Genomic DNA, 21,114 nt, shown 5'->3' with positions numbered 1-21,114 from the left:
TCGGTGACCTGCTCAGCTGCCACCGCCCCATTCTCATAGACATAGTTCACGGTCAGGGTATGAGCCGTCTGCGTCCATTGGGCATAGAGAACGTTGTTTCCAATGTTATCCACCCGAACTACTGCACCGGCGGCAAAGGACTCGCCGTTACCGTCCTTCTGCGTGTTCCAGCCGTCAAACTTATAGCCGTCGTGGGTAATGCCCAAGCTGGCAGGGCTTGCCAGAGTAACCGTCCCGTTGTTGGTGATTGAAGTAACGGTCAAATCCTCGTGGTTCCCAGTATGCGTTCCGCCGTTGGGGTCATAGGTCAGGCTGGCGGTCTTGTTCACGTCAGCCCACTGCGCCGTCAAAGTCACGCCGTTCTTGGGAACTGTGACGAGGCTGCCGGGATAGTAGACATTGCCGCTGGCATCTGCCCAACCCACGAACACCTTTCCGGTGGGAGCCGTCAGACTGGCGGCGGAGGACACCTGCGCCTGCGTACCCTCGGCATACTTGCCGGAGTCCGTCACGGAACCGGAACCCTCGCCTGCGGAATAGGTCACGCTGTACCCCTTGCTGTTCAGCCAGACCGCCTTCAGAGCAAGATCTTTTGTCACAGGCGTGCCAAAGCTGAAGGGCTTGCCGTCCAGCGTCCATCCGCCAAAGGTATAGCCATTGCGGGTGGTCACCGTATCTTCCTCGTCAATGGTCGAGCCAAAGGGAACGGTTTCCATGGCCGCAACCGCAGTGCCGCCGTTGGCGTCAAAGGTCACGGTAAAGGTCTTGCTGGTCCACTTGGCATAGAGCAGCAAGTTCTTAGCGGGCATTGTCTTGCCGGAGAAGCTGAACGCGTCGCCCGCGCAGGCCTCGTTGTCATACCAGCCGGCAAAGTACAGCGTCTCGCCGTTCACCGTTTTGGTGGTTTTTCCCACCTCATAGCTGCCGGGAGCCTTACCGGAGATATTTGTCTCATACGGAATTTGATTGACAGCGGTTACATTAGGCCCGCCGTTGGTGTTAAAGGTAATGTTGTAGTTATTGCGGGTATAGTAAAGTTTTCCCACATAGCGGCCGCCAGAAGTAGACGGACCGTCCGAGTTCGCAAAGGTAAAGCCGGGAAGCACAATATAGTCCTCATCCGAGAAGGTCCATCCGCTGCGGTTCAGTTGGAACGCAGGGTGAATTTCCTTTGTTGTGCCCTTTTCGTAATAGTAAATATAACTGACAGCTGCATTATATTCACCGTAAACAGTCAGATTGTTCTGGGGCATCGTAGGAGGCTCCGAATAGGCGGTGCTGCCATTCGAAGTGGTAAACCACAGATAACTGGAAACTTTATTATTTGCCTGATTCCAATAACTTGTGGTCTTTTCACCAAACTTAATCCCACTGAAGGATGCAACCACATAGCAGGAATCGGTATGGGTATGCTCTTCCTTTGTGCAGGTAAGCGTTCCATTTTTATTATAGCAATCATCGGGATCGTATTTCCAGCCCCGCCAATGTTCATGCTCCACTTTCCCGCATACAGCACCATCTCTGGAGAGGAAGGTCAGGGTATAGGTATTACGGCTGTAATACACATTTTTGATGGTAGTGCCATCGCCGGAAATCGTGACGTTCTCCGCGTCGGTCTTGGTTGTGTTCAGCTTAAAGCCGGTATAGCTTTTGTTTTTGTAGGTAGCTTCATCGCCGGTCTTACCGGATCTGCTGACCTTTTCCACGTAGGTATACCCGTTGTCGTCGGCATTTTCCTGCCAGTACACCACCGTGTAGTTGGATTCCTGCGCAGTCCACTTTGCTGTCAGAGTGATGTTCTCGGTCAGCTTGCCGCCGGTAAACTTGTCACCGGACGCGGTATACCAGCCATCAAACTTATAACCCGCGCGGGTAGAGGCAGGCAGGGTGCCGGTGGATTCCCCGCTCAGAACATACATAGGATCGACGGGAGAACCTTCGTTGGAATTAAAGGTAATCCAATGTGCGTTCTTCACCACAGGATACAGGGTGATGTTTCCGCCGTTCACCGTGAGGTTCTTGTCTGCTGCGGTGGCTGTGGGGTTGGTGCTCCAGCCCACCAGTGCCTGGTCCGCCTTGACGGAGTAGGCAACCGAGGCGGTGTCCACAGCTGCGCCGTTGGCGTATTCCTGCGTGGCAACCACGCGGCCGGTTTCAGACTCCTTGTAGAACACATAGTACTTTGTGTCGAAGCGCGCATACAGGTTAATTTCCTGCGTCTTGCTTACGGCGGTCGCTCCAAAGGCTGTAAACAGGTCGCCGCCCTCTGCGGTTGTATACCAACCGACAAAAATCTTTCCAGTCTCCGTAGAAGCAGGCGCTTCGGGCTGATTCAGCGTTTCGCCGTCCTTGACGATCTGCTCGCTGTACTTCGCGCCGTTGACATAGTAGGTATAAGTGGCGGTGGGTTTTTCGGTAACTCCGCCAACTACCCAGATAGAAAAGTGGTCGGAGCTCACGGAGATTTCCTGCGCTACCGAAGAATCCGTGATTGCCTGCGGCTCACCCACGGGCGTGGCCACGGATGTCTCATTCTCCATGTGGAAAACCTGCAGCTGGCTGCTCTCAGCCACCATCTCGTTGTCGGAGGCCACCTCAAAGCGCACGTCCACAGGGTACTCAGCGTTGGGCTGAATTTCGTTGCCCTCGGCGTCGGTAAAAGTAATATTGAACGCAACCGCACCGGTGGCAGTTTCATCCTCGGCAGTGGCAGCCTCCACATTCTCCATCAGAGTGGAGAGGGTGGTGGCCGCATCCGCGCCGAACAGGCTCTTAACCGCGGAGACAACACCCTCCATAAAGCCGTTTTTCACCGGCTCAATGGTCAACGTGGTCCCTGCGGGGAACGCGCCGAAGGGAGCGTTCACGCTGGCGGTCACATTGTTGAAGGACTTTTCACCGGAAATTTCGGGATACGCGGCCTCGAACGCAGCGCGCTCGGCAGCCAGACGATCTGCCTCTGCCTTAGCGGCAGCTTCCGCGGCCAGACGGTCAGCCTCTGCCTTGGCGGCGGCTTCCGCAGCCAGACGGTCCGCTTCTTCCTTTGCCAACTCCTCCGGGGTCTTCTCAGGGACCGCAGGGGCGGCGGGATCGACAGGAGTCACGGGGGCAACGGGGGTAACAGGCGCTGCCGGATCGGTTACAGTACCGGTATCACCGGTGCTGGTGTCGCCGGTAGCGGCGTCGCCCGTGCTGGTATCGCCGGTAGCGGCATCGCCCGTGCTGGTGTCGCCGGTCGCGGCGTCGCCCGCGCTGGTGTCGCCGGTAGCGGCATCGCCCGTGCTGGTGTCGCCGGTAGCGGCATCGCCCGTGCTGGTGTCGCCGGTAGCGGCGTCGCCCGTGCTGGTGTCGCCGGTCGCGGCATCGCCCGTGCTGGTGTCGCCGGTAGCGGCATCACCTGTGCTAGTGTCGCCGGTAGCGGCATCGCCCGTGCTGGTGTCACCGGTAGCGGCATCGCCCGTGCTGGTGTCGCCGGTAGCGACATCGCCCGTGCTGGCGGAGCTATCACCGGAAACTGATTCCTCCGTCTGGGAAGCGCTGCCGGCGCTGTCTGCGTCGCCCTCAGCCATTACGTTGATTGGCAGCAGACTGATACTCATGATGATTGTCATGAGCAGTGCCAATCCTCTTCTTTTCAAGTTTTTTGCCATGATTTTTCTCCTTTCAAATTTGCATTGAATCAAAAAATCGTGGCAGCCGGGCTGGCATAGCTTTCGCCGTAGCTCCCTGGCTTTGCGTCCCGCCCTTTCGAACGGTTTGCCCCTTCAAGATTAATTTGGTATCTGCCACATTCCCTGTGGCGGGGAACTCATGTACTCTCTTCGCTCTGTCCCTGTTTCAGTGTGCTGTTCATAAGCAACAGCAGCTCCAATACGCTGCGAAAGCTCTCTTCCTGCCGACCCTCCAGCCATTGCACGGAACCCTGCCAGCTGGCATTCTGCCGGAACAGGACACGCAGATTAAAGGTAGCCAGATGGCCATGCGCGGTACTTGGCACCGTATTGCTGGGGGGCGCCGCCGCCGGCGCAAAACTCCGAGTCCGCGTGAAAGGCTCCGGAAACCGCATATCGTCCAGCAGTTTTTCCATTTCCAGCAGGAACTGCATCACCCCATGGAACAGAATGGGTTCAGGGAGTCCCGGATTCGTCAGCCGCCCCGTGCACACGCCGTCCACATATTCGTCTATACAGACCACCGTGTCGCGATACCGATTCTCCCACCGCTTCTCGCCCATTGTTTCAAGCCGTCCTTTCTTTGCAGACTTCTCAGATAATGGGGTTATTATAGCATCATCAGGTTACACCTTTGGTTACATTCTAGCCTTTTTGATTCATTTTTAAAAAATATAATTTTCAAAAATTCCCCTCTGCTTTTGTTAAATTTGCCCAAATCTTTAAAAGTCTTTTTTAATTCATGTATCCCTTTTCCGTTCCAATGCTTGGGTTTTTAAGGTAGCGCCGAACAGAGACTGGTGCAGATTCCGCAATCTGCACGCAAAACCGCTAGACGTTCTTTGTGCGGTGTTGCCTTCATTCATTCCAACCGGCCCAAACGCACCGAGAGGCCCGCTGTACAGCGGGCCTCTCGGCTGCGGATCGGGCAGACGCTCATTCCACGTCCCGTCCGCCAAGGATGGAGAAGGGCTGCGTCCCCCGCTCCTGAAGTTTCTGGTTGAGCCATGCGCGGATCTGGGCCATCCCCTCCTCCGTCCACGGAAACGACTCTGTTTCGATATGCTTTGCTTTTTCAAAGCATATATTTTCGTAAACGCTGGCCTGCACCGTCCCCTCCCCGGCTTTTCCATCCCGCACCAAACGGTAGCGGAAGGTTCCTACACTCCCGGGAAACACCGGCGCCCGTTTGGGGATCGTCATTGTAATCAGCGCAAACGGGTCCTTTTCTTCTTCCATACGGTTTCCTCCTGATTCGCTCCACGACTGCAAAAAGCGGCCGCATACCATTTAATTTATACTTTTTAATTATTATATCAGTTTTTTCATACCCTTGCCACTGATTTTGCGGCGTATCGCACTTTTATGTCCATCTCCCGGCGAAATTGCCGGAGTGAGTGAACGGGCCAAGGTTTTCTACCCTTCACCCGCTCTCGTTCCCTGTGATAAAAGGTATTTTTCCACAAAAAAAGAGGGCGGGCAAAAAACCCGTCCTCTTTCCTCGAAAAATGCGGTGATTACTTAATGTTGCCAGCGTAATTGACCGTGATGTTGGTGACAGTCGGCTCGGTGCTGGTGTCGTTGGACACGGTGATCTCGCCGCTGTACAGCTTGGCAACCAGCGCCTTGTAGTCGTCCTGCGTGAAGCCGTCACCCCACTGGGTAGTCGCCACGGGGATCTGGACGTAGTTGGCCTCGGGATCATCGCCGGAGACAAGGCCCAGAGTCTGGATCTGGTTGGCATAAGAGGACCAGTTGTCGTTGAGAACGATTTCGGTGAGCAGGGTGTTGACCGTAGCAGCCAAGCCCTTCATGGCGGAGGTGATGGTCATGCCCTCGCCGTAAGCGTCGATGATGCCGGACTGGTCGGTATCCACGCCGATGACCTTGGCGCCGTCCACCTTGGCGGCAGCCTCAGCTGCGGAGGTATAGATACCGCCGCCGCAGGCAAACACAGCCTGCACGCCCATGGTCTGATACCAGTTATCCATGTAAGCGGTGATATCGGCATCGCCGAAGAACTGGTTGCCGTAGACATACTCCATGGATACGTCTGTGCCGGTCTCAGCGGCAGCGGCGTCAGCGCCCTGAACATAGCCATAGCCATAACGAACCACGGCGGGGACCGCCATGCCGCCCAGGAAGCCCAGATGGTTATAGCCCAGCTTCACAGCCGCGTAACCGGCCATGTAGCCGCAAAGTTCTTCCTGATACACGGCGCAATACACGTTGCTCAGATCGACATAGTCAGCCATATTCCAGTTGGCAGGATTGTAGTCATAAGTCTCGCCCTTGGCAGCCACGGCGGTCTCCAGAATGTCACCGGCGGCCACGTCCAGAGCCACGAACTTCACGTCGGGATACAGGGGAGCGGCTTCCACGATGGTGCCGCCGAACGCGTAACCGGGCATCACGATGACGTTATAGCCATCGGCCACAGCGGCGTCCACCATTGCCACACGCTCGGCGGTGGAGTCACCGGCGGGCTTGTAGTAGTTGAACTGTACGCTGTTGTCGTCGCAGAACGTCTTGCATGCCTCGTAAGTAGTCTGGTTGAAGGACTGGTCGGTAATGTCACCGTAATCGGTGATCATGGCCACGCGATAGTCAGAGGCAGCCGCTGCGCTGCCGGACGCGGAGGCGGAGCCAGAAGCGGCAGAGCTGCTGCCGTTGCCGCAGGCGGCCAGAGACGCGGTCATGACCAATGCCAGTGCCAGTGCAAGAAACTTCTTCATTGGAATCAAACCTTCTTTCAAAATTTTGGTTGAGTCGGGCGAGAGGTCGCCCTTCCACAAACCATGGGCAATTATATCAATTCTTTCCTTAAATTTCAACTGTAATTAAAAGAGTTTTCTGTTTTGACACATTTTTAAGGAATGGCCTATCATTTTTTTGCCATCTCCACTGCGGTGTCCAGTGCAATTTCCATCATCTGCGTAAAGCTGCTCTGCCGTTCGTCGGCGGGCAGACCCTCGCCGGTGACAATGCTGTCGGACACGGTGCAGATCGTCAGCGCCCGCTTGCCCGCTTCCAGTGCGTTCCAGTACAGCGCCGCAGATTCCATCTCCACCGCGACCACGCCGTAATCCGCCCATTTCAGAGAGTCCTCGGCCTTGTTATAGAAAATGTCGCTGGAGAAAAAGCTGCCCACGACCCAGCTGGCCCCGGACTTGCGGGCCACGTTCACCGCCGTCTCCAGCAGTTCATAGTTCGCCACAGGGGCAAGGGTTCCGCCAAGACCAAACTGGTGAGCAAAGTTGGAATCTGTGCAGGCCGCCTGACCCAGCACCACGTCCCGCAGGTTCAGCTTGTCCGTAATTGCCCCGGCGCTGCCCACGCGGATGATGTTGTCCACATCGTAGAAATGGAACAGCTCGTGGGAATAGATCCCGATGGCGGGCATACCCATACCGGAAGCCATGACGGACACGGGGGTGTCCTTATATATACCGGTATAGCCCTGCACGCCGCGAACATTGTTCACAAGCCGTGCGTCTTTCAAAAAGTTATCCGCGATATACTTTGCCCGCAGAGGATCGCCGGGCATCAGGACTGTTTTGGCAAAATCGCCTTTTTCTGCTCTGTTGTGGGGAGTGGACATGAGAATTTCCTCCTTAAAATTTTTAATTTCCATATCGGGACGCTTGTCCCGCAAGTACCCTTTCACTATTCAGCGCTTACTTTTCCAGCGCCTTGACTGCCTTTACTACCCGGCTGGTGCCCAGTCTGTCCGCACCCAGCGCGATAAAGTCCTCCGCGTCCTTTAAATCCGCGATACCGCCGGCGGCCTTGATCTGTACGTTCGGGCCCACATGGGCCTTGAACAGCGCCACGTCCTCCCGGGTGGCTCCGCCGCCGCCAAAGCCGGTGGAAGTCTTGATAAATTCCGCGCCGGAGGCAGTCACAATCTCACACAGCTTGATTTTCTCCGCGTCGGTGAGAAAGCAGGTTTCGATGATGACCTTCAAGAGTCTTCCCTTGCACGCGGCTTTTACCGCCTTGATTTCCGCCAGCAGGTCGTCCCACTTTTCGTCTTTCACCCAGCCCAGGTTGATGACCATGTCGATCTCCTCGGCCCCATTGTCCGCCGCGTCGGACGCCTCAAAGCATTTGGCCTTGGTGGTGGAGTATCCGTTGGGAAAGCCGATCACCGTGCAGATGGGGAGCTTTCCCGCCACATATTCCGCCGCTTGGGCGACATAGCTCGCCGGAATGCAGACGCTGGCGCAGGCGTATTTCATTCCGTTATCGCACAGGGCCTTGATCTCGCTCCACGTGGCTGTCTGGGCCAACAGGGTATGGTCGCATTTGGATAAAATCTCTTTCAGATCCATTTCAGTCGACTCCTTTATGATTGTCAATTGAGTAGTAGCGTATCTTCCCGTTTTCAAGCCGGTGGGTCACCTTTCCCCGTACCTCCAGCCAGTCCAGATGGGCCATCGCCTCCCCCACCGCGAAAAATTTCTGCGTCAGTGGAAATTCGGTCCAGTTTCGGGCACGGATGCTCCACTGCATCCGTCCGGTGATCTCATAGGCGGTCAGTCCCGGTGACTCCGCCACAATCCTTTCGGCGTTGTCCAGCCGGTGGGCGTGGTGGGCCTTCAGTTCTTCGGCCCGCTGGCGCAGATCGCCAGTCTCCTCCCGATGGGCGGGCAGCAGCATCTTTACCGGAAGGTCCTTCACCTTGTCCAAGCTCTCCAGATAGTCCCCCAGTGCATCGGGAACGCCCTCCCACCGGCAGATGTTGGGCGTGATGTGAAAGAGAACATGGTCGCTGGAAAACAGTACGCCATTGCACGCATCATAGAGGCACAGGTGTCCCGGCGTGTGTCCCGGCGTCAGGATGCAGCGCAGCTTTCGTCCGCCATATTCCAGCACCGCGCCGTCGTCCAGCCGGTCAAAGCCCCCGTCCAACGGCTCCGGGCCTTCCATTTTGGCGGGATTGCTGTCCCACAGCCAGTTCATTTCCTCCCATGTAAAGCCGTTTTCCACATAGCTGGCATATTTTTTCCGCCAGATTTCCTCGTGGCTGTACTCCTCCCGCCGGATCGCGTCCGTCCCGCTGAGGAACACGGCGCAGCCGGGCCGGTGGAGATACGTGGAAAGGCCGGTGTGGTCGCTGTGAAGATGAGTCAGGAAAATATCCGTCCGATTGAGGTCCGCGCCGATCTCTCGAAGCTGGTCGTCCATCGCCCGCTTACATGCGGGTTGGTTAAAGCCGGTGTCGATCAGCAGGTTCCGCTCTCCGGTGATCAAAAAACTATTGAGGTTTTTTAAAGGGTTCCCCTCCAAGGGGATGTTCAGGCGCCAAAGCCCCGGCGCAAGCTGCTCAGCCATGTGTTTCTCCTTTTTAATTTCTTTGCCAAGCCCTATTGTAGCAGTTTTTTTGAAGTCTGTCCACGGCTCCCGCGCAATTGGTCAACCTCTTTTTCAGAAGTTTTGCCGGGCGGCGCTATTTTCATTCCAGCCTTGAAAAGGGTGTTTTCGCGTGATAAAATAGAAAAAGTTCGTTTGTGGAGGTCATTTTTAAGTATGAAGAAAAAATTTTTCGCACTGGCCCTAGCGGCTATGCTGCTGATCTGCGCCGTTCCCGCTCAGGCGCTCACCGGCGAGGGAATCCGCGCCGCGCAGACGCTGTCGGCTCTGAACGTGGTTCGGGGCGCGTATAACGTGGATGATTCCGCCACCCGCGCACAGGCCGCTGTGGTGCTGGTCCGTCTGGCAGGAGCCGAGAAGGCCACCGCGGCAGACAAGACCCACATTCCCTTTCAGGATGTGCCCGCCTACGCGGTTCCGTCTGTTCGGTATGCCTATGGACAGGGCTGGCTCAACGGGATCACCGGAGACACCTTTGGCGCGTCTCAGGCCATCTCCACCCAGGCTTACTGCGCGGCCCTGATGCGGATGCTTGGCTATACCAACAGCGACTTTTCCTATGAGAACTCCGTCGCCTTTGCCCGGCACATGGCGGTTGTTTCCCGGAATTACGGCGAAACGCTGACGCGCGGCGATTTGTTTGAGCTGACCGCCGGGGCGCTGTACGCAACCTATAAGGGAAGCGACGACACGGTTTTGGACCGTTTGACGGCCTCCTCCGCTACATCTGCCGCCACAGCCAAGGCTCTGGGCCTTTCCAATCAGGAACTGACCGCCCGACAGGCTGCCGACCGATTTACCGCCGCCGTGTTTCAGTTGAGCATGTATGAAACGGGCAAAAACTATAACGTGGACGAGCCGGATGGCACCGCCAGCGGCTTTTTTATCAGTGAGGACGGTCTGGCCGTCACCAATTATCACGCGATTAAAGGCAGTTCCACCGGTATTGTCAAGCTGGTCAGCGGCGAACAGTACCCCGTGGAGAAGGTTCTTTACTATGACGAGGGCATTGATATCGCGGTTTTGCGCATTGGCACCAAATCCATCACGGGCGTGAAGACTCCGGGCTTTGTCCATCTGGAAATGGCCTCCCGGAACACCCTGCGGGCGGGCGACACGGTGTATACCATCGGAAGCCCCCTTGGGCTGGGCCTCGCCATTTCCTCCGGCATTATCAGCGACGTCAGCCGGGAAGTTTCCGGTTACAGCACCCCCTGTATCATGTCCACCGCCGACATCTCCCAAGGCTCCAGCGGCGGTGCGCTGCTGAATGTCTATGGGCAGGTGGTGGGCGTCACCTCCGGAGCATTTGTCTTCGGCAACAACATGTATCTGGCTGTGGCCATCGACCCTGTGCTGAAGGCTGATCTGACCGTAGAGGGCCAGACGCTGGATCAGGTGAAGCAGTTTGAAGAAAATCAGGCCAGCAAAGCTGCCTGAGCGCCTCCGCACGGATTGTCTTCTCTAAGGTGCGCTTCGCCGTGCAATCCATCCCGCAAAGCGGAGCATGCCTCCGTCAGGCTTCTTTCCATATGCAAAGCCGCCCCGGCTGGTACAGCTGGGGCGGCTCTTTTTCTATTTGGTGGAACTTAGCCCTCTTTCAGCTCACTGAGAACGCCGTTTTCGTCCATCTGCGCCGGGATGATGGTGTTGGCGGTACATTTGGCGATGTTGTCGATCCGCATTTTGGCGGGGTAATCCGCAATCATGCTCACGGCCACGCCGTGGCGCTTGGCCCGGCCGGTGCGGCCGATGCGGTGGACATAGTCCTGATTCTCATCCGGCACGTCGCAGTTGAACACCACGTCCACATCGTCCACGTCGATGCCCCGGGCCGCCACATCGGTGGCCACGAAGACCCGCAATTCGCCCTTACGGAACTTTTCCATCACCTGCTCCCGCTTCTTCTGGGGAATGTCGCCATGGATGCACTCGGCATCCATCCCCCGCATCTGCAAAAACTTTGTGATGCGCTCCGTGGACCCCTTTGTGTTGCAGAAGGCCATGGCCCGGTCATAGTTTCCGCCCTTCATAATGCGGTCAATGGCCTCGGCCTTTCCATCGTAGCTGACTTCCAGACGGTACTGAAGGATATCCGGCTTGTTCTGCTCGTCCGCCCGAACGGTAATCTCCTCCGCGTCCCGCTGATAAACCCACGCGATGTCCATAACCTCTCGGGAAATGGTGGCGGAAAACATACCCAAGTTTTTCCGCTGGTTCATCCGATCCAGCAGACGGGTCACGTCATGGATGAAACCCATGTCCAGCATGCGGTCGGCCTCGTCCAGCACCACGGTCTGGGCGGTGTCCACCCGCACGGTGCGCCGCTTCATATGATCCGCCAGCCGCCCCGGCGTGGCCACGACGATCTGGGGCTTTTTCTTCAAAATGTCGATCTGCTTATTAATGGGCTGTCCGCCGTAAAGACACACGATCCGCACACTGGGGCGGTACGCCGCGATGTCCCGCAGCTCCTGCGTGATCTGGATGGCCAGCTCCCGGGTGGGCGCCAAGATGACCGCCTGAACGGATTCGTCCTCCGGATCGACGTGCTCCACAATGGGGATGCCGTATGCAAAGGTCTTTCCCGTTCCAGTGGGAGCCTTGGCAATCACGTCCTTCCAAGCCAGCATGGGCGGGATGCACCCGGCCTGTACAGGCGTGGAAACTTCGATATTGCGCTTTTCAAGGGCGCGCATCATCTCCGGCGACAATCCCAGACTGTCAAACCGGACGCCTTCTGTTAATTCCATAGTTGTTTTGTCCTCTTCCAATCTTGTTTTTACAGCGCCTCAATCCTAATTGGGGCGCATTTTTTCTTTTTGTATGAAATATCTGTTATTATATCCGTTTTACCGGAATTTGTAAAGGGCGCGCCCCTTTTGGGCGTTTTCCGCCATCGCCTTTGATAACACGAACGGCTCTTTTCTCTGCGGAGACATCCAGCCTTCGCGTCCAGTCTGCGGATATTCGGCAAAAACACGTGCAAAGCGCGCGGAGAGCTTACTCTCCGCGCGCTTTTGCCTTCCATTTTAGCGATGGGGTACATGCCAGATATTGTCCGCGTATTGTCTCACAGCCCGGTCGGCGGCAAAAATACCGCTGCGGGCAATGTTGTGCAGACTCATTTCGTTCCACTTCGCCGGGTCGGCATAGGTCTGTGCCATCCGCTTCTCCGCGTCGCAGTACGCTTGAAAATCCGCCAACAGCAGATATTCGTCCGCCGGGCCGCCCCGGTCGCCAAACAGCAGGCGCTGGTAGAGATCCTCATAGTTCACGCCGTCCCGGAAGCCGGTCTTCAGCGCGTCCAGCACCCGGTGAAGCACCGGGTCCCGATTGTACAGCCGCTGGGAAACGTATCCTTCCCGCCGAACCGCCGCCGCTTCGTCGGAGCGAAGGCCGAAGAGGAACATGTTCTCGTCTCCCAGCACATCGTGCATCTCCACGTTGGCACCGTCCAGCGTCCCCACGGTCAGCGCGCCGTTCATCATGAATTTCATGTTGCCGGTTCCGCTGGCCTCTTTTCCGGCGGTGGAAATCTGCTGGGAGACCTCACTGGCGGGCATCAGCCGTTCTGCCAGCGACACCCGGTAGTTTTCCAGAAACGCCACCTGCAATTTGTCCTCGCAGATGGGGTCGTGGTCGATCTGATCCGCGAGGGAGTTGATGAGATGGATGATCCGCTTTGCCACCGCGTATCCCGGCGCGGCCTTTGCCCCGAAAAGGAACGTATGGGGCTGGGTGATAGCGGCAGGATCGTCCTGCAATCTTTGATAGAGCGCAATAATGTGCAGCACATTCAAAAGCTGCCGCTTATACTCGTGGAGCCGCTTCACCTGTACGTCGAAAATCGCGTCCGGATTCAAAAAAACTCCTTGCTGTTTTTTTGCGTAGGCGGCGAAATCCTCCTTATTTTTGCGCTTGATGTCCGCCAGACGGATTAAAACCTCCCGGTCGGCGGCGTAATCGTCCAGCTGTTTCAGCGCCTCCGGCTCCATCAGATACCGCTCCCCGCCCGTCAGGTCGCACACAAGGCTGTGGAGCCGGGGATTGATCTCCGCCAGCCAGCGGCGGTGGTCAATGCCGTTGGTGACGTTGGTAAATTTCTGCGGCTCCATGGCGCAGGCGTTTTTGAACACGTCCTTCTTCAAAATCTCAGAGTGCAGCGCGCTCACGCCGTTGACGCTCATTCCCCCCGCAATGCACAGGTTGGCCATGCGCACCACGCCGTCCCAGATCACCGCCGTGTCCCGAACCTTTTCCATGTCATGGAAGAAGTTTTCACAGGTTTCCTGCCAGCGCCGGGCAATTTCCACCGTGATCTGCCAAATACGGGGCAGAATCTGCTGGAACAAATCCTGCGGCCACTTCTCCAACGCCTCCGCCAGCACCGTGTGATTCGTATAGGCCACGGAGTGGGTGGTGATGAACCACGCCTGATCCCACTCCATGCCCGCGTCGTCAATGAGAATCCGCATCAGCTCCGGAATCACCAGAGCCGGATGGGTGTCGTTGATCTGGAGGACATTTTTCTCATGGAAGTTGACTAAGGTTCCAAACTCCGCCAAATGCTTTTCCGCAATGCTCTGCACCGTGGCGGAGACGAAGAAATACTGCTGTTTGAGACGCAGGGACTTGCCCTCGATGTGGTTGTCCTCAGGGTAGAGAACCTTGGCGATGACCTCCGCCATGGCCTCGTCCTCCGTGGCCTTGAAATACTCGCCCTTGGAGTAAAGGCTCATATCCACGGGCTTGGGGGACTTGGCGTCCCACAAGCGCAGGGTGTTGGTGTGGCGGGTATTGTAGCCGGCGATCTCCATATCGCAGGGGATGGCCAGCACCGTGGTCCCCCCTTCCTGTACAATGTGAAGATGTCCGTCATCCCAAAACTCCCGCAGCGTCCCGCCGAAGCGGATCTGCTGGGCCTCTTCCGGCTTGGGAAGAAGCCACGCGGAGCCGATCCCCTTCCAGCTGTCAGGCAGTTCTACCTGCTGACCTTCCACAATCTTCTGCTTGAAGATGCCAAGATCATAGCAGATGGAATAGCCTGCCGCGGGAATTTCCAGCGTACTCAAAGAGTCCAGATAGCAGGCCGCCAAACGGCCCAATCCGCCGTTTCCAAGACCTGCATCCGGCTCCAGCTCAAAAATATCTCCCGCCTGAAAGCCCAGATGCTCCAGCGCTTCTTTCATCTGAGGCAGAACACCCAGATTATAAGCATTTTTTTGCAGGCTCCGTCCCATCAAAAATTCCAGAGATAAATAATGGACTTTCTTCTTTTTCTCCCGGCGCGTCTCCTTTCGCGTCTCCACGCTCCGCAAGGCCATGGCATCCCGCAGCACCAACGCGCAGGCGCGGAGCATCTCCGCGTCTCCGGCCTCCTCAGCGGTCTTGCCGAAATTGACCATCAGCTTTGCGGTCAGGGCGTCTTCCAGTTCTTTTGTTGTAAATGCCGTCATTCTTTTGCCTTATCCGCGGACTTCTCTTTTTGATCCGCAGGTCCTTTCTTTTGGGTCACCTTTCTCGCGGCAGTCTTTTTTGCCGCAGGCTGGGCAGTTCCCTCCTCTAGCTTGGGCTGGTCGGGCTTTCCCACCAGTTTGGGCTGGTCAGGCTTTCCCGCCAGTTTGGGCTGGTCGGGCTTTGCCCCCAATTTGGGCTGGTCGGGCTTTGCCGCCAGTTTGGGCTGGTCGGGCTTTCCCACCAGCTTGAGCTGGTCGGGCTTTCCCGCCATTTCAGGGGAGTCCTCCGTCTCGGACATCGGCTCCGGCTCCTCCTCTTTTTTTGGCGGAGCCTCCTGTTCGGCGGGCGTTTCGCCCAAAGCTGCCGGCGCAGCAGCCCCCTTTGTCTCCGGTTCTTCTTTGGGGATAGCCGGTCCGGGCTGACCGGTCACGCTGCGATAAATCCGCAGGTACTCACCCGCGCTGCGCTTCCAGCTGAAGTCTCCCGCCATGCAGCGCTGCTGCAGGCGGCGGAACTGATCTCCATAGTCCCAGTAAAGGCCCACGGCCTGCCGGATGACAAACAGCATGTCGCCGGAGTTATAAGCGGCAAACGTAAACCCGTTGCCCGTGTCCCGCCACGACTCATAGGGCTGGACGGTGTCCTTCAAGCCCCCGGTTTCCCGAACGATGGGCACCGTGCCGTACCGCATGGCGATCATCTGGCTCAGTCCGCAGGGTTCGCTCTTGGAGGGCATCAAAAACAGATCCGCTCCGCCGTAGATCGCCATGGACAGTGCCTCGTTATAGTCCAGCCGGACCGCCATCCGACCGGGATACTGAGTCTGCGCCCAAGCGAAAAAGTCCTGATACTGTTGGTCACCCTGTCCCAGCACCACCATCTGCACCGGCAGCTCCATAATATCGTGGAAGACCTCTTTGATAAGGTCCAGTCCCTTGTGGGGCACCAGCCTGCTGACCACTGCCAGAATCGGCGTGTCCGGCTCCTCCCGCAGAGCCATCATCCGCTGAAGCTCCGCCTTGTCCTTTGCCTTTCCCGCAAGATGCTCAGCTGTGTAATTCGCCGTCAGATACTTGTCTTTCGCCGGGTCATAGCGTTTCATATCAATGCCGTTGAGCACGCCGGAGAGCTTATAAGCACACCGGCGCATAACGCTCTCCATTCCATGGGCAAAAAAGGCGTACTTCAGTTCCTCGGCATAGCTGGGGGACACGGCGGTAACCGCGTCGGTGCAGAGGATGGATGCCTTCAGCAGGTTCACATCGCCGTCCATCATAATGGTGCCGTCGTCCACCCAGCCATGGTCCAGACCAAACAGGTCGCCCACGACTTCTGTGCCATACCGGCCCTGATACTCAATGTTGTGAATGGTCATGACCGTGCGGATGGAGCGGTAGCGTGCTTCCCGCACGCCGTCGTCCTTCAGGTAGATGGGGATGAGAGCGGTCTGCCAGTCGTTGCAGTGGATCACATCCGGCCAGAAGGCCATGTGGGGCAGCATCCGCACCACGGCTCGGGAGAAGAAACCGAACCGCTCCCCGTCGTCCATATAGCCGTATAAATTCCGGCGGTTAAAATATTGCTCGTTATCCAGGAAGTAATAGGTCACTCCGTCCCGCAAAAGGCGAAACAGTCCGCAGTAGCACCGCCGCCACGCCAGATTCACATAATCGTAGCTCAGGTACTCCAGCTCCTTGCCAAACTGCTCCCGCACCCGCTGGTACAGCGGCAGCACCACGGCCATCTGCACACCCTCCGCCGCAACAGCGGCGGGCAGAGAGCCGGAGACGTCGGCCAATCCCCCTGTTTTGCAGAAGGGCACGGCCTCGCTGGTCGCATACAAAATTTTCATGGCAGTTTCCCCTTTCCGTTCTCACAGCACCGGTCCGAAGAGGCGGACCCACCCGGCGTCTGCGTGTTACACGCAGGCACCCTTTCCCAGTACCAAGGGGTAAGAGGAGTGACCGATCAAGGTCCGGTCCGCCAGCACCTCTACCCGTTTATCCGCGATGATATAAGCAAGATCCGCATTGCGGCGGATCACCGTGTCCCGGAACAGCACGCAGTTGCGCACCCGCGCGCCCTCCTGCACCGCAACGCCGGGGAATAGAATGGAGTTTTCCACAAGGCCCTCCACATTGCACCCGTCGCCCACCAAAGAGTTGACGCAGCGGCCCGCAGGACCCACATAGCTGGAAGACTTGTCGGCATTCTTTGCCCGAATGGGCCGTTCCGGCGCAAACAGGTCCACCCGGATAGCCGGGTCCAGCAGCTGCATACTCCGGTCATAATACTCTTGTACGGAGCGAATCTGCGCGGCAAACCCCGTCCAAATATAAGAGCGGATGTTCAACTCCTTCACTCTGGCCTGCAGCACATCGTGCCGCCAGCTGTATTGATCGCGGCTGATGCACTCGTCCACCAAGTCCTTTAAAAGCTGGGTGGAGACGATGTAAACTTCCAGCCCCCGATAACCCCGGGGAGTGTGCATATGATAGAGAACCTCCCGGACACGTCCCTCGCTGTCCGGCTCAAAATAGGTGCCGTTGTCCACAGCAAAGCTGTCGTTTCCGCACACGGCGGTAATGTCCGCGTCAGAATGAATATGTCCCTCCAAAATCTCGCTGAGAGGCAGATTCACCACAAGATCGCCATCCATCATCGCCACATAGTCCTGACGGATAGTATCCAAGTAGCTGCGCACGCCTGCCAGCGCCTCCATCTTGCCCCGAAACTCGCCGGTTCCTCCGCCCTGCCGCTCATAGGCGAAGGGCGGCAGCAGCTTCAGTCCGCCGCGTTTACGACTCAGATCCCAGTTCTTTCCGCTGCCCAGATGGTCGATCAGACTTTGGTACCGACCGTGCAGCACTATGCCCACATCCGTGGCCCCGGCGTTCACCAGATTGGAAAGGCCAAAGTCGATGGCCCGGTATCGTCCGCCAAAAGGCATAGAGGACGCAGAGCGCGTCTCCACAAGGTCTTTCAGGTCATTCCGCTTTTCATAGCAGAAGAGGATTCCGTGCAGTCCGTTCATCTCGCCACCTCCTCGCCGTTTTTATCCAGCATGGTCTTGGGAGGGACCACGGTTCCCGCCTCCAGCACGCAGCCCGGAGCCAGCACCGAAAGGCCCCACGCCAGCGGGTCCACCGTCTCCGGCGACGTACCCACCCGGCAGTTCTCTCCGATCATCGCGTCCTGCCCCACAATCGCATACTCCACCACGGCCCCTGCTTTCACAGTAACGCCCGGCATCAGCACGGAATAGCTGATCGAGGCGCCCTCCTCCACGTTGACCCCGGCAGAGAGGACCGAATTTTCAATCCTGCCCTCCAAGTCGCCGCCGCGGTTAAACGCGCTGTGGCTCACGCGGGCGTGCTTGCCGAGATAGGCCGTGGGCATGGAAATGGATTTGGCATAGATGGGCCAAGACTCGTCCAGAAGGTCCAGACCGGACTCCGGAGACAGCATATCCATATTGGCGTCCCACAAGGACTCCAGCGTCCCCACATCTTTCCAATAGCCCGTGAACCGATAGGCGGCCATCTTTTCCCCATTGCCCAGCATGGCGGGGATCACGTTTTTCCCGAAGTCGTTCTCCGACGCGGGATTTGCCTCGTCCGCCTCCAGATAGGCCCGCAGGGTCTTCCACGTAAACACATAGATACCCATGGAGGCCAGATTGCTTCTGGGATGCTTCGGTTTTTCCTCAAATTCCTCCACCATGTCGTCCCCATCCACGTTCATGATACCGAAGCGGGAAGCCTCGGACCATGGAACCTCCATGACGGAAATCGTGCAGGCGGCGCCGGATTCCTTGTGCCGCTCCACCATCTGGGAGTAGTCCATCTTGTAAATGTGGTCGCCGGAGAGGATCACCACATACTCCGGGTCATACCGGTCCACAAAGGCGATGTTCTGGAAGATGGCGTTGGCCGTGCCCTTGTACCAAGTACCGCCTGCGGCGGACTGATAGGGCGGCAGGATATGAACGCCGCCGGTGGAGCTGTCCAAATCCCAGGTCTGGCCGTTGTCCACATATGCGTTCAGCTCCAGCGGGCGATACTGTGTCAGTACACCCACGGTGTCAATGCCGGAATTGGCGCAGTTGGACAGAGGGAAATCAATAATCCGGTATTTTCCGCCAAAGGGGACCGCGGGCTTTGCCATCTCGCCGGTCAGCACGTACAGGCGGCTTCCCTGCCCGCCTGCCAGCAGCATGGCGATACACTCTTTTTTCATGCCTCTGCCTCCTTATTTCTCGAGTCTCGCCGCCGCGCATTTCGCGGCCGCTTTGCCCGGGTTCCTCTCTTGTTCCGCTGTGGAGCCGCCCGCTTTTTGCGGCGCGGTTTTTTCCGGCTTTTTTCCCGGGACTTTCACTGCTTTTTCAGCGGACAACTCTACCGTTTGCGGCACGGGCCGGGTTTTCTTCCCGGTGGGACGCTTTGTCGTCTTTCCCGTAGTTTTTTTCGCGGCAGCCGTGCCCTCTCCCCGGAGAAATACACCGCCAAAGGGCGGGATGCGCAAGGCCACCGAATATTCCCGTCCATGAGAAGGAATGGCCTCCACGGCTACCGGCTCGGGGTTTCCGTATCCGCCGCCGCCAAATTCCATCGCGTCGGTGTTGAACACCTCCACATACCGCCGGTGATCCGGCACGCCCACCCGGTAGTCCGCATAGGCGTTTGGAGAGAAGTTCACCGCACACAAAAGGTCACGGCCTTTTGCGTCTCTGCGAAGGAAAACCACCGTGTTGTTGTGGTTGTCGTCCGGCACCAGCCATTCAAACCCCTGCCACTGAAAGTCCACCTCCCACAGCGGCGGTGTCTTCTGATAAAACCGGTTGGCCGCCCGGAAAAACATCTGCGTCTGCCGATTAATCTCCGTGTCCAGCAGATACCAGTCCAGCTGACCGCCTGCGTCCCATTCGTGCCATTGGCCAATCTCCGGCCCCATAAACAGCAACTTTTTTCCGGGATGCGCCAGAAGGTAGGCATAGAACCCCCTGAGAGAACGGAGCTGATTCTCATAGTCTCCGGGCATCTTCCCCACCAGCGACCCTTTCATATGTACCACTTCGTCGTGGGACAGAGGCAGCACATAGTTCTCGGAAAAGGCATACATCATGGAAAAGGTGATGTCCTTGTGGTTAAACTGGCGAAAATAGGGGTCCAGCTTCAGATAGTGGCACATGTCGTTCATCCAGCCCATGTTCCACTTCAAATTGAACCCCAGCCCTCCCGACTCCGGCGGGCGGGTCACCAGCGGCCAAGCGGTGGATTCCTCCGCCACCATCAGCACGCTGGGGTCCACGGAGAAGGCCATGCGGTTCAGGCTGCGCAAAAATTCCACAGCCTCCAAATTCTCGCGTCCGCCGTCCTTGTTGGGGGTCCACTGTCCGGCGGGCCGGTCGTAGTCCAGATAGAGCATGGAGGCCACCGCATCCACCCGCAATCCGTCGATATGGTACATTTCCAGCCAAAACCGAGCGGAGGACAGGAGGAAACTGACCACCTCGGGTCGGCCATAGTCAAAAATACGGGTGCCCCATCCGGCGTGCTCCCGCTTTTTCGGGTCGGCATATTCATAGCAGCAGGTTCCGTCAAACTCGTACAGGCCCTGTTCGTCCTTGCAGAAGTGAGCGGGAACCCAGTCTAAAATCACGGTGATTCCGTTTTTGTGCATGTAATCCACGAACCACATGAAGTCCGCCGGGGTTCCGTAGCGGGACGTGGGGGCAAAATACCCGGTGCATTGATAACCCCACGAGTCGTCCAGCGGGTGTTCCGTGATCGGCAGCAACTCCACAGCGTTGAATCCCATGTCCTTCACATAAGCGGCAAGATCCTTGGCGATGGCGCGGTAATTGTAAAATCCCCCGTCCTTGGGCCGCCGCCACGAGCCGAGATGCACCTCGTAGATGTTCAGAGGCGAGGTGTAGACGGGCCGGTTGCCCTTTTTCTCCCGGAATTTTTCGTCGGTCCACGAAAAGCCGGAGATATCTATGAGCTTGCTGGCCGTGGCGGGACGCGTCTCTGTGTGGAATCCATAGGGGTCGGCTTTATAGCGCACCTTCCCGTCCGTCCCGGTCACTGCGTATTTGTAAGACGTGTACTGCGGCAGGTCCGGCAAAAAGCCAACCCACGTCTCCCCCTCCCGCTCCAGCGGCGCGGCGAAAACATCCCACTCGTTGAAATCCCCCACAACGCTGACATGCGCGGCATGGGGCGCCCAGACCCGGAACGTCCACCCCTCCTTGTTCCGTCTGCGCGCGGGATGTGCGCCAAACCAAGTCCAACCATCCGTCAGGGTGCCCGCATGGAAGCCGGAAGCCTGTCCGCTCTCCGCCATGACCTCACTCCTCTCCCGCCGGGGACTGTTCGTCCGCAGGCAGTTAATCGTTTTCGTCTGTCTTACGGTCCACTGTTTTTGTTATAATAATTATACCCCACGGTAAAATAAGCGTCAAGAACGCGACCTGTCGAAATATAAGAGGTGCTTTCGTGGATTTCAACGTCTTTTTATGGAAAGGAACGGGATTTTTTTACAATTCCGTTCTTTTCCAAAGAACAGCGTCTTTTAGAAAGCAGTCTTATGGCACTATGCGGCG

The 21,114-nt window shown here is 57.3% G+C and carries 14 protein-coding genes and 1 riboswitch; of the genes, 1 reads left to right on the top strand and 13 read right to left on the bottom strand.

What is annotated here, in order from left to right:
- The 7 genes from ON16_RS12715 to ON16_RS12685 form a co-directional block, all read right to left on the bottom strand.
- Positions 1-3,650 (bottom strand): InlB B-repeat-containing protein (locus ON16_RS12715; RefSeq protein WP_040663320.1); only part of this gene is annotated, 3,650 nt, incomplete at its 3' end.
- A gap of 38 nt (positions 3,651-3,688) precedes the next feature.
- Positions 3,689-3,771: riboswitch (cyclic di-GMP riboswitch) on the bottom strand.
- Between the two features lie 37 nt (positions 3,772-3,808).
- On the bottom strand, positions 3,809-4,234 hold the full coding sequence (locus ON16_RS12710; RefSeq protein WP_040663317.1) for a hypothetical protein: 426 nt from the start codon (positions 4,232-4,234) through the stop codon (positions 3,809-3,811).
- A gap of 373 nt (positions 4,235-4,607) precedes the next feature.
- Positions 4,608-4,910 (bottom strand): hypothetical protein, encoded by a 303-nt coding sequence (locus tag ON16_RS12705; protein WP_040663314.1) that lies wholly within the window; start codon positions 4,908-4,910, stop codon positions 4,608-4,610.
- Between the two features lie 278 nt (positions 4,911-5,188).
- Positions 5,189-6,406 (bottom strand): BMP family ABC transporter substrate-binding protein, encoded by a 1,218-nt coding sequence (locus ON16_RS12700; protein WP_040663311.1) that lies wholly within the window; start codon positions 6,404-6,406, stop codon positions 5,189-5,191.
- Positions 6,407-6,555: 149 nt separating this feature from the next.
- A complete protein-coding gene (gene deoD, locus ON16_RS12695; protein WP_040663308.1) occupies positions 6,556-7,272 on the bottom strand; it encodes a purine-nucleoside phosphorylase in 717 nt (238 codons plus the stop codon).
- Positions 7,273-7,348: 76 nt separating this feature from the next.
- Positions 7,349-8,005 (bottom strand): deoxyribose-phosphate aldolase, encoded by a 657-nt coding sequence (gene deoC, locus ON16_RS12690; protein ID WP_040663305.1) that lies wholly within the window; start codon positions 8,003-8,005, stop codon positions 7,349-7,351.
- 1 nt (position 8,006) lies between these two features.
- Positions 8,007-9,008, bottom strand: coding sequence for an MBL fold metallo-hydrolase (locus ON16_RS12685; RefSeq protein WP_040663302.1), 1,002 nt, complete (start codon positions 9,006-9,008; stop codon positions 8,007-8,009).
- A 195-nt stretch (positions 9,009-9,203) separates the two neighbouring features.
- Between ON16_RS12685 and ON16_RS12680 the strand changes: the two genes are divergently transcribed.
- A complete protein-coding gene (locus ON16_RS12680; protein WP_040663299.1) occupies positions 9,204-10,487 on the top strand; it encodes a S1C family serine protease in 1,284 nt (427 codons plus the stop codon).
- 149 nt (positions 10,488-10,636) lie between these two features.
- Here ON16_RS12680 and ON16_RS12675 read toward each other — a convergent pair whose 3' ends face one another.
- From ON16_RS12675 to glgB, 6 genes are all read right to left on the bottom strand, one after another.
- Positions 10,637-11,800, bottom strand: coding sequence for a DEAD/DEAH box helicase (locus ON16_RS12675; RefSeq protein WP_040663296.1), 1,164 nt, complete (start codon positions 11,798-11,800; stop codon positions 10,637-10,639).
- 279 nt (positions 11,801-12,079) lie between these two features.
- The gene (locus ON16_RS12670) at positions 12,080-14,506 is read right to left on the bottom strand and encodes a glycogen/starch/alpha-glucan phosphorylase (protein WP_040663293.1); all 2,427 of its coding nucleotides are present in this window, start codon (positions 14,504-14,506) and stop codon (positions 12,080-12,082) included.
- Positions 14,503-16,359 (bottom strand): glycogen synthase GlgA, encoded by a 1,857-nt coding sequence (gene glgA, locus ON16_RS12665; RefSeq protein ID WP_040663290.1) that lies wholly within the window; start codon positions 16,357-16,359, stop codon positions 14,503-14,505. The genes ON16_RS12670 and glgA overlap by 4 nt, the downstream gene beginning before the upstream one ends.
- Before the next feature lie 66 nt (positions 16,360-16,425).
- On the bottom strand, positions 16,426-17,541 hold the full coding sequence (gene glgD, locus ON16_RS12660; RefSeq protein WP_040663287.1) for a glucose-1-phosphate adenylyltransferase subunit GlgD: 1,116 nt from the start codon (positions 17,539-17,541) through the stop codon (positions 16,426-16,428).
- Positions 17,538-18,746: a glucose-1-phosphate adenylyltransferase gene (locus ON16_RS12655; RefSeq protein ID WP_081579703.1), complete on the bottom strand. Its 1,209-nt coding sequence runs from the start codon at positions 18,744-18,746 to the stop codon at positions 17,538-17,540. Before ON16_RS12655 ends, glgD begins: the two co-directional genes overlap by 4 nt.
- A 12-nt stretch (positions 18,747-18,758) precedes the next feature.
- Positions 18,759-20,855: a 1,4-alpha-glucan branching protein GlgB gene (gene glgB, locus ON16_RS12650; protein WP_040663283.1), complete on the bottom strand. Its 2,097-nt coding sequence runs from the start codon at positions 20,853-20,855 to the stop codon at positions 18,759-18,761.
- Positions 20,856-21,114 lie beyond the last annotated feature (259 nt).

Source organism: Oscillibacter ruminantium GH1 (genome assembly GCF_000307265.1).
GTDB classification, from domain to species: Bacteria; Bacillota; Clostridia; order Oscillospirales; family Oscillospiraceae; genus Oscillibacter; species Oscillibacter ruminantium.
The sequence above is the reverse complement of the archived record's forward strand: the minus strand, read 5'-3'. Positions and strand labels throughout refer to the sequence as shown.

Excerpts from the sequence above, each read along its gene's own strand:
- ON16_RS12710 (WP_040663317.1), bottom strand. The coding sequence starts at position 4,234 with ATGGGCGAGAAGCGGTGGGAGAATCGGTATCGCGACACGGTGGTCTGT.
- ON16_RS12705 (WP_040663314.1), bottom strand. The coding sequence starts at position 4,910 with ATGGAAGAAGAAAAGGACCCGTTTGCGCTGATTACAATGACGATCCCC.
- ON16_RS12700 (WP_040663311.1), bottom strand. The coding sequence starts at position 6,406 with ATGAAGAAGTTTCTTGCACTGGCACTGGCATTGGTCATGACCGCGTCT.
- deoD (WP_040663308.1), bottom strand. The coding sequence starts at position 7,272 with ATGTCCACTCCCCACAACAGAGCAGAAAAAGGCGATTTTGCCAAAACA.
- deoC (WP_040663305.1), bottom strand. The coding sequence starts at position 8,005 with ATGGATCTGAAAGAGATTTTATCCAAATGCGACCATACCCTGTTGGCC.
- ON16_RS12685 (WP_040663302.1), bottom strand. The coding sequence starts at position 9,008 with ATGGCTGAGCAGCTTGCGCCGGGGCTTTGGCGCCTGAACATCCCCTTG.
- ON16_RS12680 (WP_040663299.1), top strand. The coding sequence starts at position 9,204 with ATGAAGAAAAAATTTTTCGCACTGGCCCTAGCGGCTATGCTGCTGATC.
- ON16_RS12675 (WP_040663296.1), bottom strand. The coding sequence starts at position 11,800 with ATGGAATTAACAGAAGGCGTCCGGTTTGACAGTCTGGGATTGTCGCCG.
- ON16_RS12670 (WP_040663293.1), bottom strand. The coding sequence starts at position 14,506 with ATGACGGCATTTACAACAAAAGAACTGGAAGACGCCCTGACCGCAAAG.
- glgA (WP_040663290.1), bottom strand. The coding sequence starts at position 16,359 with ATGAAAATTTTGTATGCGACCAGCGAGGCCGTGCCCTTCTGCAAAACA.
- glgD (WP_040663287.1), bottom strand. The coding sequence starts at position 17,541 with ATGAACGGACTGCACGGAATCCTCTTCTGCTATGAAAAGCGGAATGAC.
- ON16_RS12655 (WP_081579703.1), bottom strand. The coding sequence starts at position 18,746 with ATGAAAAAAGAGTGTATCGCCATGCTGCTGGCAGGCGGGCAGGGAAGC.
- glgB (WP_040663283.1), bottom strand. The coding sequence starts at position 20,855 with ATGGCGGAGAGCGGACAGGCTTCCGGCTTCCATGCGGGCACCCTGACG.